This is a genomic window from Pantoea folii, assembly GCF_056678875.1.
In genome coordinates this window covers 113,691-131,025 of the sequence record NZ_JBWXON010000012.1, presented here as the reverse complement: position 1 = coordinate 131,025, position 17,335 = coordinate 113,691, and the positions used below count along the sequence as shown (strand labels likewise).

Genomic DNA, 17,335 nt, shown 5'->3' with positions numbered 1-17,335 from the left:
TGAGTTCTATTTATGTTGTGATGGTGATCTCATCTAAGAATAAAAGGATGCGAGCCGCAATAGGATAAATTGAATATTAAACAATGAATTAAGAGGATTATAAGAGTTTTGACAAAATCTTCCCTCATAAAACCGTCACCCCCTGCGAATAAACTCTGTCAGCGCTCTCAGCGCAGGCGGCACCAGCCGATGGCCTGGATAATAGAGACAGAGCGCCCCCAGATTGACATGCCAGTCCGGCAGCAATCGCACCAGCCTTCCAGCCTGCACATCCGCCGCAATATGTCGTTCCGACAAACAGGCAATCCCTAATCCAGCAATCGCCGCTTTGTGCATTGACGCTAAATCGCTCGCGGCAAAACGGGGTTCACCCTGCAATTTGTAGGATTGCTGCTGATGGCTCAATTCCCAGCGATAAAGACTGCCGTCGGACATGCGCATACACAAGGTTGCGTGTTCGCTGAGTTGCTCTGGCTGCGTGGGGGCCTGGGCACGATCAAGATAATCCGGCGCAGCGACCACAATCATGCGCAAATCTGGCGTCAGCTTGACCGCAATCATATCGGCGGGAATGTCTTCCGCCAGACGAATCCCGGCATCAAATCCCTCGGCCACAATATCCACCCGCTCTCTCTGGCTGCAGATATCGACACGAATGCGCGGATAGCGCTGTAAAAAGGGGATAAGCACCGACTCGTACCAGAGTGAGCAACTCTCTGGGGGCACATTAAGACGCAGAATACCGGCTGGATCGTGAGGCTCGCTGCTCACCTCTTCCGATGCGCTACGAATAATTTCCAGCGCTGGCGCGATCTTCTGCATAAAACGGCGCCCCGCATCCGTTAGGGCCACGCTACGCGTGGTGCGATTGAACAGACGCACGTCCAAACGTTTCTCCAGCGCGGCTACAGCATTGGTGACTGCAGAAGGGGACATTTCCAGCTCGCTGGCAGCGGCTTTAAAGGTGCCACGCCGCGCGACAGCCAGCATGATTTCCAGTTCAGTAATACCCGTTCGGCTCATTGATTATTCCGTTAAACGTAATACCCCTTGCAGGGTTTCGCGGATTATTCTCGCGCACAGGACATGATAATTTTCCTGCCAATTCATCTCAGGAGCAGCGTCATGCATGTTATCGAACACATCTACATTAATGGCCGTTTTGTTACCCCTGCCGGCAACGAGTGGCTGGACATCATCAAGCCTGCCGACGGCAGCGTTATGGGCAAAGCGCGTCTGGCAAATGAACAGGATGCCGAACGCGCTATTGCTGCTGCTCATGCAGCGTTTCCCGCTTTTTCCCGCACTTCGGTGACGGAGCGTATCACGCTGCTGGAGCAGATGTATGACGCCGTAAAAAGCTGTGAAACGGATCTGCATACCGCCATCCTCGAGGAGTATGGCGCACCGACTTCACGTTCGCAGTGGATGGCAAGTTATCCGGCGGACGTCATTCTCCAGGTCATCGAAGAACTGAAGCAATATCCATTTATACAGCAAGCCGGGCGCGCCCGTGTCCAGATGCTGCCGCTCGGTGTCGCCGGACTCATTACCCCCTGGAACAGCAACGCGGGCTTTATCTGCCATAAGCTGGCGACTGCTCTGGCAGCGGGGTGCACGGCAGTGATTAAGCCCAGTGAATATAGCCTGATTCAGACCGAGGTGATCACCCAGGCGTTGCACCGCGCCGGATTGCCTGACGGCCTGTTCAACATCGTCACCGGGCGTGGCGCTGAGGTAGGCGATGCTATCAGCCGCAGTGAAAAGGTGGCAAAAATTTCCTTCACCGGTTCAACCGCCACAGGCAAAGCCATTTTGCGCACGGCCGCCGACACGTTCAAACGCGTCACGCTTGAGTTGGGCGGTAAATCACCGACGCTGATCCTGCCGGATGCCGATGCCTCCACCGCAGCAAAACTTGCCGTTCAGGCCGGATTTATCAATAGCGGACAAGCCTGTATTGCCGGTACGCGTATTCTGGTGCCTGAAGCCCGCAAAGACGAGTTCGAACGTGCACTGGCGGCAGAAGTTGAGGCACAGCACTCTGGCGATCCCGCCGATGCCAGCACCACCATCGGCCCGATGATCAATGAAAAGCAGTGGCAACGGGTGCAACACTATATTGGGCTCGGCGAGGAGGAAGGGGCGCGCTTATTGAGCGGGGGACCGGGAAGACCGGATGGGTTAACTCACGGTTGGTATATTAAGCCAACGCTGTTCAGCGACGTAAACCCGCAGATGCGCATTGCCCGCGAAGAGATCTTTGGGCCGGTGCTCAGCCTCATCAGCTATCGCGATGAATCGGAAGCAATTGCGATCGCTAACGATACGGAATATGGCCTGTCCGCGCTGGTAATCGGCGCAGATGAGCAGCATGCGCGTGACGTGGGCGAGCAGATTCTGGCGGGCCGGGTGATGATCAATACGCTGGCGCACGAACCCCGCGCGCCTTTTGGTGGCTTTGGCCATTCCGGAATCGGTCGGGAAATGGGGCAATGGGGTATCAATGCCTTTCTGGAACCGCGCGCGGTGACGATTGCTTAAACCGTTCAGGATGCGCAGAAATGCGCATCCTGCAATCATCGCGACGGTACAAGCAAGGTCGCCAGCAATGGCGACCTCCATTTACGTCCTCGCCTCTTTGAGCAACTGCTGAATCACGCGTTCCTGCTCCGCATAATTACCTTCACCAAAGGCGGTGTACCGCACCTGACCATGCGCATCGAAAATATAATGTGCGGGCCAGTATTGATTACCAAAGCGATTCCAGATGCTGTAGTTATTGTCCGCTACCACGGTATACGGCAGTTGCCACTGTTTGATCGCGCGGTTCACCGCTTTCTCATCCCGTTCCCACGGATATTCCGGGGTGTGAACCCCGATGACCGCTAATCCGTGAGACTGATACTTGTTGGCCCAGTCACGTACGTGCGGCAAGGTGTGTTGGCAGTTAATACAGTCGTAGGTCCAGAAATCCACCAACACCACTTTGCCTTTTAATGTCTCAGGCGTCACCGGTGAACCGTTCAGCCATGACGTACCACCATCCAGTGAGGGCAGGTCGCTGCGAGTTTTTGGCATCACGACAGGTTCGAGGCGAGGTGTCGTTGTAGGTCGAGGTGTCCACTCACTGAGACGCTGCTCCAGATGCTGTGCAAACGCAGGGCCACTTTGCAACTGACCTTGTGTTCCGCTAGCGATCAGCGCGACCGCTGCCAGCATGAATATCCCCGCCACCTGGCGCAAACGTGTAGTGAATGCCAAACCCGGCCGCAATCGTGTGACTAATCCCCGTCCTGCCACGTAAAGCAGTGCCAGCATCAGTGCCGCACCGCTGCCATAGGCTGCCAGCAAAAGGCCAACCGAGACAGGATCCTTCCCCACCACGGCCAGGCTGAGAATCGCACCCAACACTGGCCCGGCGCAGGGTGACCACAGCATTCCGGTAGCCAACCCCGCCAAAAATGCTGCCGTTAAACCGCGACGGCATTGGCTGGCATTATTGATGCGATTACCCAACGCCACAAAGGGTTGGGCAACATGCTGAGCAATGCGCGGTGACAGTAAGGTCAGTGCGGTTACCGCCAGAAAGGCCAGAGCTATCCAGCGCCCGGCGGCCGTAACACTGGCGACCCAGTGGCTGGTGACCGAAACCAGAAGCGCTACGGCGGTAAACATCACCACCATACCGCTCAACAGTGCCAGCAACTGCCCTTTTTGACCGCGCACGCTGGCAAACACAAACGGAATCACAGGCAAGGTACAAGGGCTGAGTAACGTCAACATGCCTGCAAAGAAAGCAATAATGAAAGACATACGGCCTCCTTAATGGGCGTTAACCGCAGCGGTGATTACACGCACCACGCTATCCGGCTGGCTCAACATCGACACATGGCTTGCCGTGACTTCACTCACGTGCGCATGGATTTTTTTCACCATATCAGCGAATGCATCGTGGACCAGCACAACCGAGTGCAGACTTTCAGCCTGCGCGAAGGGGGTAACAGAAAGTGCCAGCAGGGTGGTGGCGAAGAGTTGAGACAATGCTTTCATAGGAACCTCGTGACAGTGGTTAAAAGGCTGCGTGCTTGAGCAGTGCGCTCATTTAACCAGGCTGATGTGTTCACGAAGTGTCGGATACCGCCCGTATTGTCAGCCTGTATGTGTACGGGCGGCGCAGATACAAAAGGCTACAAATCGGTTTGTTGCAGAGTGATGTGTGCGTCGAGCCCGCCTTCAGGTCGATTGGATAGATGCAGCGTGCCGGACATCTGACCCACCAGCTGCGTGGCAATCGCCAAACCCAATCCAGTGCCGCCGGTGTGACGATTGCGAGAACTCTCAACGCGATAGAAAGGTTCCAGCACTGCCTGCAGTTCCGCTTCAGGAATACCCGGTCCGTTATCCAGTGCGTGAATCTCTACCCGATCCCCTTGCGGTGCGCTCAGTACAATGCGAGCCTCGCTACCAAACTTCAGCGCGTTATCAATCAGGTTGGTCATGATGCGGTGCAGCGCCTGAGGCCTGACGGCAAAATTATCTCTGCCGTGACAGGGCGTGAAACTGACCGCTTTGCCGATGTCCTGATAGTCGCAGGCAATACTGTCGAGAAACGCATTCAGACTGACGATCTGCCGCGCTTCCTCCAGTACTTCCGATGAGCGCGCATAGGCAATGCCTTCCCGCACTAAGCGGCTCATGTTATCGAGATCGCCGAGTAATTTATCGCGCAATTCCGGCTGTTCCGACATCTCCACGCGCAGCTTCATACGGGTAATCGGCGTTTGCAGATCGTGAGAGATTGCTGCCAGAATCTGGGCTCGCTCTTTGAGATGATCCTGAATGCGCGTCTGCATCGCATTGAACGCACGCGCCGCCTGTTGCACTTCTTCCGGACCACTCTCTGGCATCAGTTGCGCGCTGTTTGACGCGGGTTTCAGCCCTTCGACGGCTTGGGTGAATCGCATAAAGGGCCGCACCACCTGACGCACCGCCAGCCAGGCACAACACAGCAACAGCAACAGTTGGCCGATTAATACCACTGGCAGCCAGCGCGCGATGGCGGGCATGCGCGGCCAGAGATCCAGCGTCAGCGGCGCGCCATCGTGGAGTGTCAGATGCACCTGAATATGCTCTCGCGGGCCGGGAATGGCGTGAATGCTCATCTGATAACGTCCGCCGAGACTCTCCTGCAGGGAACGGACCGCATCACGCGCACGCCAGCTGCTGGGATAGGGACCTGGTAAACCCTCTGATAATTCATAGCGATAATTACCGCGCTCCAGTTTTGCCAGCCAAGCCGGTCGCTCCGCCGCAGGCAGACGGTCGAGAATGGCGACGCTGGTTGCCACATCATATTCAAGATTGCCGAGCATTACCGTTTTGGCACTGCTCATACGCTCGATCATCAAGCTGACTAAGGTGGTGGCATTCGCCAGCAACAAACCACCCAGCACGATAATCAGCAGGCGCGCCAGCAACGATCGCGGCCACAGCTTCATTCATGCGCCTCTTTGATGATCACCGGTGCAGCCAGCACATAACCTTCGCTGCGCACTGTTTTGAGGTAGGCGGGCTCACGCGCATCATCACGCAGGCGCTGGCGTAAGCGGCTGACCAGCAGGTCAATGGATCGTTCGAACAGCTCGGCATCGCGGCCCTGTGTCAGATTCAATAGTTGGTCGCGGTTTAATACACGCTGTGGATGATCAAGAAACACGCGCAGCAGGCGATATTCAGCCCCACTCAATGCCACAATCACGCCTTCTTGATCGATGAGATGTCGCGCAGAGGTATCTAATTGCCAGTCGCCAAAAGCGATAACGCGACCGACCTCGGTGATTTGCAGATTGGGCGGCAAGGCGCGGGTGCGACGCAGAATGGCTTTGATGCGCGCCAGCAGCTCGCGGGCGACAAAGGGTTTGATCAGATAATCATCCGCACCCATCTCCAGGCCAAGAATACGGTCGGTATCCTCGCTGCGCGCGGTGAGCATCAGAATCGGCAAGTTTCGTTGGGGATCGCTGCGCAGCTGACGGCACAGTGTCAGGCCATCATCGCCTGGCATCATGATATCGAGCACCACCAGGTCGATAGCATTCGCCGATAACATCGCGCGCATCTCCCGTCCATTGGCAGCGCCCGTCGCACGATAGCCGGACTTGATGAGGTAATCGGTAATCAGTTCACGGATATCCCGGTCATCATCGACAACCAGGATGTGATCAATGTGCTCCAAAACAACCTCCTGTTTTCAACCTACGCAAAAAAGACCGGCATCATGGATACCGGCCCTGAAAAATCATCGTTACAGCGCAGCGGCATCAATCACCGCTTTGACAAAGTCCTGCGGATCTTCCGCTGGTGGATTATGTCCGATGTTGCCGGTGAACGTCCGATGCTCATATTTGCCGCTGAATTTGGCGCGATACGCCTGCGGTGCCGGATGTGGCGCACCGTTGTTGTCTCCTTCAATGGTAATCGTTGGCACGCTAATCACCGGCAAGGTGGCTAACTTTTTCTCATAAGCATCATACTTTTGCTCGCCTTTTTCCAGGCCAAGGCGCCAGCGGTAGTTGCTGAGGGTCACCGCTACCTGATCGGGATTATCCAGTGCTTTAGCGCTCACGTTGAAGGTGGCATCACTGAATTTCCAGCCCGGCGAGGCTTGTTGCCAAATCAGTTTGGCAAAATCATGGGTGTTTTTCGCATAGCCTTGCGCGCCGCGTTCAGTCGCGAAATAGAACTGATACCACCACTGCAATTCCGCCTGCGGCGGTAAAGCTTTTCTGCCAACCTCCTGGCTGCTGATCAGATAACCGCTCACCGAGACTAATGCTTTCACGCGTTCAGGCCAGAGTGCCGCCACAATATCCGCCGTGCGTGCGCCCCAGTCGAAGCCGCCAAACACCGCCTGTTTGATGCCCAGCGCATCCATCAATGCCACCGTGTCGGCAGCCAGTGCCGAAGGCTGGCCGTTGCGCGGGGTTTTATCGGAGAGGAAATGCGTAGTGCCGTATCCGCGCAGATAAGGCACGATGACGCGATAACCCTTAGCCGCCAGTTGTGGCGCGACGCTGGCATAGCTTTGGATGTCATACGGCCAGCCATGCAGCAGAATCACGGCCTGCCCATCGCGTGGACCGATATCGACATAACCGACGTTCAGCACGCCTGCTTTCACCTGATGAATAGTATTAAAAGCGGCAACGTAATCCGTTTCCGTTGAGGTGGCGGCAAAGGCAGAGGTCGTTGCGGTTAACACCAGTGCAGCCAGCAGTGATTGACGGACGATCTTCTTCATGATGTTTTCCTCAAATAATTAATGATGTGCAGCTGGCGCAGGCACGATGAAGTGAAGGGTTTTGCTATCGATAGGTTTATGCGTGGGATCGGCGAGAATAATCGTCACCTTGTGTGGCCCGGCGGGCAGTCCAACCAAAATGATCGGTTCACCGCTGGTATCCGCCCAGTGCCACGGGTTGCTATCAACGATCACGTGGATATGGCCGATGCGTGGTGTCACCTTAAGCGCATCGGGACCGAAAACCGGCTCGATGCGCAGGTTTTCAGCGCGATATTGGATGAACACCGCGCCTTTGCGCAGCGGGCCCGCTAACGGCGCGTCCACGATCAATTTCGCCGGAGGCTGAGGAGTATCGAGTGGTGCCACGGCGGCAGCGCCCAGCACATCTGCGGCGCCGAGGTCGTTGAGTTTTTCGGCCCAGGCACAGGTCGCCGAAGCGGCCATCAGGAAAGATGAAATCAGGAGTCGGGTTAACATCGGGTTATCTCTACGCAGTTGTTGAGTGCGTATAGAAAAACACGGCAATGTACGTGGGATATGTTCAGAACGGTGGGTTGTGCAACGTGCTGTATGCGTTCGGCAGAAAGATACACTGCGATACAAAACGGCTAAAAGATCATATTAAAAATTTTGTTGATAGATATCACTAGTGACAAAAGTGGACGAAGTGGGATTTACGACATGTTCGGACTTCTTAACGTGATACTGAATTCCGGTACAAAGGTGAGCTGACTTCAGGTCAGCGCATAGGGAAATCTCAGCATAAATACCGAGAGAGGGGTTTTATATTGCCTGCCGTAAAGCTCGTGGACAACCAGCTGTCGGCCATTCTCAATTCTGATCTCCAAAATTGTTGTAAAGCTTGCGCCGGCATTGTTTTCAGCTGATACGAAACGCCTGCCTACCAGTGCGACCAATTCCGCATCCGTTAATTTCAGTATCATGCACCTCTTTTCCCTTAAGATTGTCCATATGAAGAAGATAGCGGAACGGTGGCCAGCTGATGAGGTTTGCATGCTTTATCTGAAGATTTCAGATCTGACATGCGTCCCGGTGAATACGGTCAGACAGATATCTGCCTGACCGTATTCAGTTAATCACCTACTAATAACTCACCGGCGTGATGGAAGCAGGATCCAGATTCCGGCCGAGGGCCTTCAGGGCCGTCTTCATTGGACACAACGTGCCCACTTCGGTGATCCGGCAGTCGGACTGGCGCCACTCTTCCCGCAGTAACGGATGTTCCTTATCGACCGTCTGCAGGCGTCGCAGATCATCAAGACTCTGCCCCTGGAAATAGACGTGCAGGAACCGTTCGCCGCTTTTCCTATCGCGCCAGCGCTCAAACACAAGGCTGCTGCCCGGCGGAATGTTGCCACGCGTGTAGCCTGACAGCGTCCAGGTGAAGTTCATCAGGGTGCGCACCATGGCGATGTTGGTATCGTGCGCAACCAGCAGCAGCCAGCGGGTGTCCGGCAGCCTGTCTGTCGTCCCGGAAACACCCTGTCCGACGCCCTGCAGCATAGTGTTGAGCAGGATCGACCCGCGTTTTTGCGCGGTATACATCACATCGTTGCCCAGATCGTAATTCGCAGTGAGCAGCGGCAGCACCGCCGTGATCTGCGTGGATGAGGTGATGTTACCCCACGCTAGCTGGCCCAGTGGCAGGTTTTCATTCCATCCAAGACGCAGAGTTTCGACCATGTTTGCCAGCACGCTCAGGCCGTCGATGGACGCTTTGCCGCTTTTGCCCTGCTTAATTTGCCATGGCTTATCGAAGAAGGAGCAGTCGGCATCCGGGCTGCATACGGCCTTTTTCAGCGCTTGTACCGCAGGCTGCAACGCTTGCTGACGTTTAGCTAAATCGCCAGCAGCGGCTTTAACAGCAGCGAGCTGTTTTGCCGGATCGGTGTTCGTCGCGGGAAACGCTTCCGTCTGAAACAGCGGATCGTCCTCACCCTCTACCCGATGGACCGATACGCCGCAACCGGGAAAGGCCCCGTCAACCAGCGCCTGTGCCGTGGCGCGGGTGCGCTGAAGTGGGCTGGCCCGCACGTATACATCCTGCGGTTGCGGGCAGCCCGCTGTTAGCAGGCCCAGTTCGCGGTAATGCTCGCCTTCCCAGCGGCCCTTCTTAGCCACAGCGGCATAGCCGTGACCGGTGAGTTCACCGTCGTGCGTGGTCCAGGTTGTCCAGGCACGATGTGTGGCCGCTTCAATATCCTTACGGTTGCCCGGCGTGGGCGGGCGAATGCCGTGACGACTAAGCTCGACGACTTTCTCCAGCTGATACTGTGCTTCCGCATGCGCCTGAGACGCGCATAACCATAGTGTACCGGCGATAAACAGGCGTGCGGCGGCCTGATGTCTGCGTGGCATCATAATGTCTTCCTTACTGAACTGATTAAGAGGTAGAAAGGGTGCGGTGTTCGCTGGCGTTGCGTCTCGCCACCATTACGGCGGTGATAAAGCACAACAGCGCGGAAACGAGACCGGCTGCCACCCAGAACAGGGACAACGTGTGAAAATCGTAGATTTTTTTGCCGTTCTCAATCACCGATGTTCTGTCGATGATGATACCGGTGAGAAACTCACCAAACCCGGCGCCAGCGTAGCTGACGATGCCGATGGTACCCAGTGCCGCGCCCGCCGCTTTACGGGATGAAATGTCCACGGCCAGCAGGCCGCCCAGGAAGCAGGTCAGCGCACCGATGGTGGCACCAAAAATGACCATGGAGATGATGTCGGTGTAGTAACTGTGCGGTGACCACAGCATCAGCGCAAAGCCACCGGTGTTAATCAGGCTGATGAAACCGGCCATGATGCTGCGGTTTTTTGCAAAGAAACGGTCCGATAGTACGCCCGCCAGGATGGTGCCGACAATGCCCGCGATGGCATTCACGCCGATGATGGCCGAGGCCTCCACGGTGGTGTAGCCCTTGCCCTGCTGCAGGAAGAAAATGCCCCAGGAGTTCACGCCGTAGCGATCGATGTACATAAAGGCGGAGGCCAGCGCCAGCGTCCACAGTGCCGGGTTGCGCAGCGCAAACAGCTGGTTTTTCAGGATGGAGCTCTTCGCCTCGTGTTCTTCCAGGGGCTCGTTGCTGATTTCATGAATGGACGGGAAACCACTACTCTGCGGCGAGTCACGCATAAACAGCAGCATGATCACCACGCCTGCTGCGCCCAGCGCGGCAGTGGAGAGATAGCCCATGTGCCAGCCGTATCCGGCAATCACCGCGGCGATCACCATATAAGTCATGGCCTCACCGATGTTATGCGCGGTCGACCAGATCGAATAAAAGGTGCCGCGCTCTTTCGTGCCGTACCAGCGCGCGAGCGATACCGCACAGGGACCTACGCCCATCGACTGCGCCCAGCCGTTGATGCCCCAGAAGATGGCCAGCAGCATGGCGTTGGTGGTCATGCCCATCATCAGGTTCATGCCTGCGCTGAGCAGCAGGCCCAGGCTCATAAAGCGCACCACGTTAGCGTGGTCGGCAATAAATCCGTTCACCAGCTTGCCGATCGCATAGCTGAAAAACAGCGCCGAGCCGATCATGCCCAGCTCGGAAGGCGAAATACCAAGATCCACAAGGGCGCTTTTTGCCACGGTAAACGAAAGCCGGCACACGTAGAACGTCACGTAAGCGAGCGTCATCGCCAGAAACGTCTGCCACCGCACGAAGCGGAAGCGCTGTTCATTAAAGGCGCCAGCGTGTTTCTCCGGACTGGCGCGGAAATAGCTGAGTAATCCAGACATCTTGTTGTCTCCGAAAGGCGGAGGCGTTGCTGATTGCTGTGTATCATCCCTGACGGCCGGTTCCATTTTATGTAGAGTACAGAATCAGAAGCCCTGCCCGTGCAGGTTAGCGTAAGGGTTGTTTAACCCATTGTTTTAATTGTGGGTAAAGCGTTTCACTTGCCAGTAGTACCGGGTTGCCGCGCGCGATGCCATCGTCAGCCAGGTAGTCATTCGTGGAGCCGCCAGCCTCGCGCATCAGTACGATGCCAGGCAGGCCGTCCCACGGATTCATATGCGGTTCGTAATAACCAATCAATCGCCCTGCGGCGGCCCAGGCACTCATCAGGGCGCCCGAACCGTTGCGGACGAACATGCCGCCGTGCTGCAGCAGCTCATCCAGAAACGGCAGGAAATCCGCGGAGGACACGCGATGCGAGGTACCGACACCCATCACGCCGCCTGCCACGCTGTCCGCCGCATGCGGTGTGATACGCCGGTCATTGAGCCATGCGCCCTGTCCCTTCAGAGCATGAAAGAGTTCGTGGTGATTAGGGTCGTAGACCACACCAATCACCGGTTCACCGTCCACCACGATGGCGAGTGACAGGCACCAGGTGTGCAGACCATTGAGAAAGCAGCTGGTGCCGTCAATCGGATCGACAACCCACAGCACTCGCTGCTGCGCATCCACGGTGCCGCTCTCTTCACCAAGAAATCCATCTTCCGGGAAGGCTTCTGCAATGCGCGATTTAACGTAAGCCTCCACCTCGCAGTCTGCGCGGCTGACCACGTCCTGCAGGTCATCCCCCTTGTGCTCGGTGAGCAGGCTGTCGCGCTGCTGATAAAACTCATAGGCCAGCTTTCCCCCGGACTCCGCAAGACTGCAGGCGAAACGATAACGCGCCAAAAGCGAATCAACTTCATGGGTAGCCATAACTTCTCCTCGGTAATGCACACGTGTGCATTTTGTGGCAAAAAATTAGCCCCGCAGGGCAGAAAGGAGTCTGGCTGGATTGCGAAGATTAATCTGTGAGCAAACCCGCATAAAATTAATTTTCCATTATGCGCTTTGACGAACGATTAATTTCACCGCTACGGCGCGCTGGCGGGACGGGAGATCAAACTGTTCAATACGGGTGACCAGCAGGTCGACCGCCTGCTGCGCCAGGGCGTCCGTATCCTGCTGTACGGTGGTAAGGTGGTAGGGATCCCAGCTGGCCTGCGGAATGTCATCAAAACCGATGACCGCAGGAAGAGGGCCGCTGCTGTTCAGCGCCCGCAGGCCGTCCATCGCGCCCAGTGCCAGCATGTCCGTGGCGCACAGCAGCACCTGACATCCGCCGAGCTCCTGTGCCGCCGACCGGCCCGCCGCATAGCCACCGCCGGCAATGAAACGGGCGTTAACGGTGAGGTCCGGCGCACAGGCCAGCAGCGCCTCGTGGCGTTGTTCTGTGCTGAAATTGGTGCTGTGTCCGCCGATAAAGCCAATATTCTGCCAGCCCTGCTGGCGGCAGTAGTCGGCCATCAGCTGCATGCCCTGCGCGTTGTCACTGGTCACGCGGTCGCAGCCCGGGAGATCTGCGTGGCGGTTAATCAGCGTGACGGGGATTTTGCGCGCCAGATACTCTTCGGCAAGCGACAGCGGCGGAGCCCCGGAGGTGATGATGACGCCCGCGACGTGATAGCTGAGCAGCTGTCGCAGTGAAGGCGCCAGCTGTTCCGGGTCGTCGGCATTCATCAACAGCGGCATGAAGCCGTGCAGGGCCAGCTGGTGGACCAGGGGAGCGAGAAGTTTGCTGCGGAATGGGTTGTCGAATCCGGCGGTGACGATGCCGATAAAGTTGCTGCTGCCGGTGTTCATGGTGCGGGCAATGATATTGACCTGGTAGCCCAACTGCTCGGCGGCACGCATCACCTTAGCCCGGGTTTTTTCGGCAACGGATGCGCCGGGCGTAAAGGTTCTTGATACCGCAGAACGGGAAACCCCCGCCAGCCGTGCAACATCTTCTGCTTTGACCCAGCTTTTCCCTTTGTCACTCATCCGTTTTCCACCGTAACGATTAACCTACGCTGATTACACAGGTAAAACTCCTTACAGAGCCAGCACTATTTTTGATAATTTCACAATCAAACCTCCCGTTAAGGTGTGCGTTAATTCAAGCCGGGTCACTCGTTGGTCAGTCTGGTGAAAAGAGAATGATTGCATGAGTTATGCATATTTTAGCATTAGACGCTGACAGGTCTGCGCATATAGGATTTCGACTCTTAATTTGTTAATAACGCGGTGAATTTAAAATAAATTCACCTTAAAAATAATGAAAATAAAAAACCTTCCTTTTGACCAAAATATTAATGGCTGGTCATCAATAATCCCTTCCATTCGTGGCTTTCCCTCACTCAATCAAAAAATCACTGCTGACTGGTTAGTAATAGGTGCAGGTTACGCCGGACTGGCCTTCGCCAGGCGTATTGCTGAACTACGGCCACATCAGCATGTGGTGGTATTGGACGCCATTGGGATTGCGGACAACGCTTAGCGCAAAATTCCATAACGGACAAACGCTGACGGCTGGGGATGTGGTGAAACGCTGCGTAGCCAGATTGAGCCAATTTTCTGCAATTAGATCTAGGAAATTTCAGATATTTCATGCGGATGAGACCATTTTCATCTTTTTGAATTTATCCTCCTGACATCAATTGACTTAAAGGAAGATGAGATAAAATTGAAGCATTATTTATTAGTCAGCGCGCTGGGTCTGTTCAGCGCCACCGCCTTTGCCGCAGAAATGAAAAATCCGCTGAGTGTACATGTATTGAATTTGCAAACTGGCATACCGACAGCAGGCATTGAGGTCGAGTTGGATCGAAAACAAGGAGATAAGTGGGTAAAACTGGCCGAGGGAACCACCAACGCGCAGGGGCGTATTCCAGGACTTTATCCGGCGGGTCAAGTAGCTCAAACGGGTGTTTATCGTGTCGTTTTCAAAACCGGCGACTATTACAAAAAAAGCGGTGAGCCAACCTTCTTCCCGGAAATCCCTGTGATGTTCACCCTGGATAAAGCCGACCAGCACTACCATATTCCGCTGCTGCTTAGCCAGTTTGGCTACTCGACCTATCGCGGCAATTAAGCTTTTCGATGGAGTAATATTGCTGACGACTTTATTACTCCGCGCCATTAGTACTCCTGAAGATGTAGAGAGCCGCCACTATAAGATTCAAGTCTCAGCAGACAAGGATTTCCCAGACAAATGTGCCTGATAAAGAGTGGCGTAAACACCCTGCTTAGCCATTAAAACGTCATGACTCCCTTCTTCAAGAATTTGCTGATCACCTACCACCACGATGCGGTCAGCATGTTGAATGGTCGATAGACGGTGAGCGATGATCAGTGAAGTGCGGCCTTGCGAAAGCTCATTCAGTGATTGCTGAATGGATTGCTCGGTAGCCGTGTCCAGCGCCGAGGTGGCCTCATCAAGGATTAAAATAGGGGGATTACGCAGGAAGACGCGGGCAATCGACAGACGCTGTTTTTGACCTCCAGAGAGTTTCACCCCACGTTCACCCACGACGGTATCTAATCCGTCAGGCAGGCTTTGTATCAGACTATCGAGATGGGCACGCTTCGCAGCTTGCCAGATTTCACTTTCAATGGCGTCCAGTCTGCCATAGGCAATATTTTCGCGAATGGTGCCGCCAAACAGAAAGACATCCTGTTGCACGATGCCTATTTGATTCCTCAATGCGCGTTGCTGGTAATCACGCACATCAATCCCATCAATACGAATGGCGCCATCCTGAACATCGTAAAACCGTGGGATAAGTGCACAAAGTGTTGTTTTGCCTGCTCCACTTGGCCCTACGAATGCCACGGTCTCCCCGGGTTTGATCGTCAGCGTGATGTCTTTCAGTACTGGTGTGTCGCTATAACCGAAAGTGACATGATCAAAAATGATGTATCCCTTGAGGGCCGTAACGGCCTGGGCATCGGGTCGATCAACAATATCAGGCAGGGTATCGATCAGATTGGTGAAACGGCGAAATCCCGCGATCCCTTTTGGATAGCTCTCCAGGACCGCAGAGATTTTTTCGACCGGGCGGAAGAAGACCTCGGTGAGCAAAAGAAAGCCGACAAAACCGCCATAGCTCAGTTCGCCTCGCAGCACATAAGCCGTTCCAGCCACCATAATGACCAACTGGGTTAAGCGCGTTGAGAGGTAGCTTAAGGTCATGCTGGTGGTCATAATCCGGTAAGCGCGCAGTTTGGTCTTTTTGTAGAGCGCGTTGTCTTTGGCAAACAGTCGGGTTTCCTGCTGTTCGTTGGCAAAAGCTTTGACGACGCGAATCCCCCCGATGCTTTCCTCAATGCGGGTATTAAAATTTCCCACCTGATGAAAAAGATTTTGCCATGTTTGCGTCATTTGCCGGCCGTAACGACTGACCAGCCAGACCATGCCGGGCACAAGAACCAGCGTGATCAATGCCAGATTAAGATGCACATTGGCCATCAGAATAAATGCGCCGATAAACGTCATCACGGCAAGAAACAGATCTTCCGGACCGTGATGGGCTATCTCGCCGACTTCTTCAAGGTCCTTGGTCACATGCGTGATGATATGACCGGTTTTCGTATTATCGTAATATCGCAGCGAAAGGGTTTGCAGGTGTTCAAAAGCTTCCCGGCGCATATCCGTTTCAATACCAACGCCTAATGCATGCCCCCAGTAATTCACGATGGCCATAAGGCCAGTGTTAATCAGATAGATGGCTAATAATGCCAACGAGGCAAGAAGGATGAGCTCCCAGTTTTGCGCAGGGAGTAATTTATCAATAAACATCCGGACTGCCATGGGAAAGGAAAGTTCCAGCAACCCGGCGAGAATGGCGCAACCAAAGTCCAACAAAAATAGACGTTTGTAGGGAAGGTAGTAATTAAAAAATCGGCGCAACATAGCGTCTTCCTTGTTATTTCAAAGCCAGAATTTTCATTAAATTTTGGTACTAAACAGTTTCCGGCATACAACCCTCGTCCATCATTTTTCTATCCCAGGTGCTTGAAACAGACCTTAACCATACGCTAGCCATGCCTTCCGTGCCGTGTTCCGTTGCCAGACAGCCGCAGTTAAACAGATTCAGCGATCGGTCAATATTCTTTATTGATAACGATACTGATAGTGATTATCATTCCGTTTCGTGTAATTAACTGTAAATATATATCTCATGCTTATCAAAAAAATTACAAAGCGTACTCTACTCTCCCTCGCAGTCTCGCAACTGTTGTTATCTTCCTCCGGGATGGCTAACACTATGAATGAAATGGATTTTAAGACGAAGCCTTTAGGCCGTGGTGTTTATGAAATGGCCTATGTGAAGGAGCGTAATGCACTCCTCGCCGCTTCATCGCCCTCGTTTGACGAGGATAAAAGGGCGGGGATGGTGTTTGAACTGGCTGCCGATACGCTGCGGATTGATAAGAAAATCCCCACAAATCGTCGTGGTTTTTCCGTGGCACTCGATGAAGAGAGCCATATCCTGTATCTCGGTAACGCGCTGGATGGTTCCGTCACCCTGCTGGATAGTCGTAGCGGAAAAGAAGTCCGCACGCTGCAGTTAAGCGATGATGCCGTTGCGGAAAAAAAAGCCCATGTGCGCGAAGTCGTTCTGGATAAAAAACACCATCGCCTGTATGTATCCGGTATCGGTGGAAAAAGTAAAGGGTTGCTTTGGGTTGTCGATACTCAGAAGCAGCAGCTCATTAAAACGCTCGATAACATGGAGCCGGTTGGCTTGGCAGTCGATGAAGCGGGTAATAAAGTTTATGCCGTGACCGGAAAAGGCGAGATCATGACATTGGATGGCGTATCCTCCAGTCTCATTTCCACGGTGAAAGTCGACCCTGCAGAAACCAATCATTACTTCCTGAATATCGCCCTCAATACACGTGAGGGGCTTGGCTATATTGCGGACACCAATACGCGTGACGTGCTGGTGGTTAAGCTGGATTCCGGCAAGCTCCTGCACCGTATTCCCACACCCAACTCTATTGCGGTTATCTACAACGCCGCCCGCAGTGCAATCTATGTCACCCATCGCAACGCGCGTCAAATCAGCATCATTGACGCCGGCAATTATCGCGTGAAGCACACCATTGACACTTCTGGCATGCCCAACAGCCTGGTGTTGACACCCGATGCCAGCACGCTTTACGTCAGCGTGAAGCAGGACGAAAAAACCAATAAAGACGATTACGTCCTTAAGATCGATTTAAACCAATTTTAAAAGGG

The 17,335-nt window shown here is 54.3% G+C and carries 16 protein-coding genes and 1 pseudogene; 4 read left to right on the top strand and 13 right to left on the bottom strand.

From position 1 onward, the window contains the following. Window positions 1–135: 135 nt before the first annotated feature. Complete coding sequence (locus AC1MDE_RS15260; protein WP_479402123.1) at window positions 136–1,023, bottom strand: LysR family transcriptional regulator; 888 nt, start codon at window positions 1,021–1,023, stop codon at window positions 136–138. Between the two features lie 102 nt (window positions 1,024–1,125). Between AC1MDE_RS15260 and AC1MDE_RS15255 the strand changes: the two genes are divergently transcribed. Further along, window positions 1,126–2,544 (top strand): aldehyde dehydrogenase family protein, encoded by a 1,419-nt coding sequence (locus AC1MDE_RS15255; protein WP_479402124.1) that lies wholly within the window; start codon window positions 1,126–1,128, stop codon window positions 2,542–2,544. An 81-nt stretch (window positions 2,545–2,625) separates the two neighbouring features. Here AC1MDE_RS15255 and AC1MDE_RS15250 read toward each other — a convergent pair whose 3' ends face one another. From AC1MDE_RS15250 to AC1MDE_RS15200, 11 genes are all read right to left on the bottom strand, one after another. Beyond that, complete coding sequence (locus AC1MDE_RS15250) at window positions 2,626–3,816, bottom strand: cytochrome c biogenesis protein/redoxin (protein WP_480344785.1); 1,191 nt, start codon at window positions 3,814–3,816, stop codon at window positions 2,626–2,628. 9 nt (window positions 3,817–3,825) lie between these two features. Continuing rightward, entirely contained in the window at window positions 3,826–4,053 is a 228-nt protein-coding gene (locus AC1MDE_RS15245) for a hypothetical protein (protein ID WP_479397747.1), read from the bottom strand. 137 nt (window positions 4,054–4,190) lie between these two features. Continuing rightward, on the bottom strand, window positions 4,191–5,501 hold the full coding sequence (locus tag AC1MDE_RS15240) for an ATP-binding protein (RefSeq protein WP_479402126.1): 1,311 nt from the start codon (window positions 5,499–5,501) through the stop codon (window positions 4,191–4,193). Next, window positions 5,498–6,238 carry a response regulator gene (locus tag AC1MDE_RS15235; RefSeq protein ID WP_480344784.1) on the bottom strand — a complete coding sequence of 247 codons (741 nt, stop codon included), beginning with the start codon at window positions 6,236–6,238 and terminating at the stop codon, window positions 5,498–5,500. The genes AC1MDE_RS15240 and AC1MDE_RS15235 overlap by 4 nt, the downstream gene beginning before the upstream one ends. 69 nt (window positions 6,239–6,307) lie before the next feature. Continuing rightward, a complete protein-coding gene (locus AC1MDE_RS15230) occupies window positions 6,308–7,303 on the bottom strand; it encodes an alpha/beta fold hydrolase (RefSeq protein ID WP_479397744.1) in 996 nt (331 codons plus the stop codon). 18 nt (window positions 7,304–7,321) lie between these two features. Then, window positions 7,322–7,783, bottom strand: a complete 462-nt coding sequence (locus AC1MDE_RS15225) for a DUF6130 family protein (RefSeq protein WP_479397743.1) — start codon at window positions 7,781–7,783, stop codon at window positions 7,322–7,324. 257 nt (window positions 7,784–8,040) lie between these two features. Next, window positions 8,041–8,250 carry a hypothetical protein gene (locus tag AC1MDE_RS15220; protein WP_480344783.1) on the bottom strand — a complete coding sequence of 70 codons (210 nt, stop codon included), beginning with the start codon at window positions 8,248–8,250 and terminating at the stop codon, window positions 8,041–8,043. 160 nt (window positions 8,251–8,410) lie between these two features. Continuing rightward, entirely contained in the window at window positions 8,411–9,688 is a 1,278-nt protein-coding gene (locus AC1MDE_RS15215) for a histidine-type phosphatase (protein ID WP_480344782.1), read from the bottom strand. A 22-nt stretch (window positions 9,689–9,710) separates the two neighbouring features. Beyond that, entirely contained in the window at window positions 9,711–11,069 is a 1,359-nt protein-coding gene (locus tag AC1MDE_RS15210) for an MFS transporter (RefSeq protein WP_479397740.1), read from the bottom strand. A gap of 106 nt (window positions 11,070–11,175) precedes the next feature. Next, window positions 11,176–11,985: an inositol monophosphatase family protein gene (locus tag AC1MDE_RS15205; protein WP_479397739.1), complete on the bottom strand. Its 810-nt coding sequence runs from the start codon at window positions 11,983–11,985 to the stop codon at window positions 11,176–11,178. A 126-nt stretch (window positions 11,986–12,111) separates the two neighbouring features. Then, window positions 12,112–13,092: a LacI family DNA-binding transcriptional regulator gene (locus AC1MDE_RS15200; RefSeq protein WP_479397738.1), complete on the bottom strand. Its 981-nt coding sequence runs from the start codon at window positions 13,090–13,092 to the stop codon at window positions 12,112–12,114. Between the two features lie 274 nt (window positions 13,093–13,366). On the opposite strand from AC1MDE_RS15200, the pseudogene AC1MDE_RS15195 reads away from it, so the two are divergent. Together AC1MDE_RS15195 and uraH are read left to right on the top strand one after the other, a co-directional pair. Then, window positions 13,367–13,585: pseudogene (locus tag AC1MDE_RS15195) on the top strand (NAD(P)/FAD-dependent oxidoreductase); the annotation flags it as partial. Between the two features lie 183 nt (window positions 13,586–13,768). Continuing rightward, window positions 13,769–14,182, top strand: a complete 414-nt coding sequence (gene uraH, locus AC1MDE_RS15190) for a hydroxyisourate hydrolase (RefSeq protein WP_479397776.1) — start codon at window positions 13,769–13,771, stop codon at window positions 14,180–14,182. Between the two features lie 87 nt (window positions 14,183–14,269). Here the strand turns inward: uraH and AC1MDE_RS15185 are convergent, their stop codons facing one another. Then, entirely contained in the window at window positions 14,270–16,003 is a 1,734-nt protein-coding gene (locus AC1MDE_RS15185) for an ABC transporter ATP-binding protein (RefSeq protein ID WP_480344781.1), read from the bottom strand. Window positions 16,004–16,271: 268 nt separating this feature from the next. Here AC1MDE_RS15185 and yncE point away from each other — a divergent pair, with 268 nt between their 5' ends. Next, window positions 16,272–17,330: a 7-bladed beta-propeller protein YncE gene (yncE, locus tag AC1MDE_RS15180; RefSeq protein WP_479397736.1), complete on the top strand. Its 1,059-nt coding sequence runs from the start codon at window positions 16,272–16,274 to the stop codon at window positions 17,328–17,330. Window positions 17,331–17,335 lie beyond the last annotated feature (5 nt).

Excerpts from the sequence above, each read along its gene's own strand:
- AC1MDE_RS15210 (WP_479397740.1), bottom strand. The coding sequence starts at position 11,069 with ATGTCTGGATTACTCAGCTATTTCCGCGCCAGTCCGGAGAAACACGCT.
- AC1MDE_RS15225 (WP_479397743.1), bottom strand. The coding sequence starts at position 7,783 with ATGTTAACCCGACTCCTGATTTCATCTTTCCTGATGGCCGCTTCGGCG.
- AC1MDE_RS15205 (WP_479397739.1), bottom strand. The coding sequence starts at position 11,985 with ATGGCTACCCATGAAGTTGATTCGCTTTTGGCGCGTTATCGTTTCGCC.
- AC1MDE_RS15230 (WP_479397744.1), bottom strand. The coding sequence starts at position 7,303 with ATGAAGAAGATCGTCCGTCAATCACTGCTGGCTGCACTGGTGTTAACC.
- AC1MDE_RS15255 (WP_479402124.1), top strand. The coding sequence starts at position 1,126 with ATGCATGTTATCGAACACATCTACATTAATGGCCGTTTTGTTACCCCT.
- AC1MDE_RS15250 (WP_480344785.1), bottom strand. The coding sequence starts at position 3,816 with ATGTCTTTCATTATTGCTTTCTTTGCAGGCATGTTGACGTTACTCAGC.
- AC1MDE_RS15220 (WP_480344783.1), bottom strand. The coding sequence starts at position 8,250 with ATGATACTGAAATTAACGGATGCGGAATTGGTCGCACTGGTAGGCAGG.
- AC1MDE_RS15240 (WP_479402126.1), bottom strand. The coding sequence starts at position 5,501 with ATGAAGCTGTGGCCGCGATCGTTGCTGGCGCGCCTGCTGATTATCGTG.
- AC1MDE_RS15260 (WP_479402123.1), bottom strand. The coding sequence starts at position 1,023 with ATGAGCCGAACGGGTATTACTGAACTGGAAATCATGCTGGCTGTCGCG.
- AC1MDE_RS15185 (WP_480344781.1), bottom strand. The coding sequence starts at position 16,003 with ATGTTGCGCCGATTTTTTAATTACTACCTTCCCTACAAACGTCTATTT.
- AC1MDE_RS15200 (WP_479397738.1), bottom strand. The coding sequence starts at position 13,092 with ATGAGTGACAAAGGGAAAAGCTGGGTCAAAGCAGAAGATGTTGCACGG.
- AC1MDE_RS15245 (WP_479397747.1), bottom strand. The coding sequence starts at position 4,053 with ATGAAAGCATTGTCTCAACTCTTCGCCACCACCCTGCTGGCACTTTCT.
- yncE (WP_479397736.1), top strand. The coding sequence starts at position 16,272 with ATGCTTATCAAAAAAATTACAAAGCGTACTCTACTCTCCCTCGCAGTC.
- AC1MDE_RS15215 (WP_480344782.1), bottom strand. The coding sequence starts at position 9,688 with ATGATGCCACGCAGACATCAGGCCGCCGCACGCCTGTTTATCGCCGGT.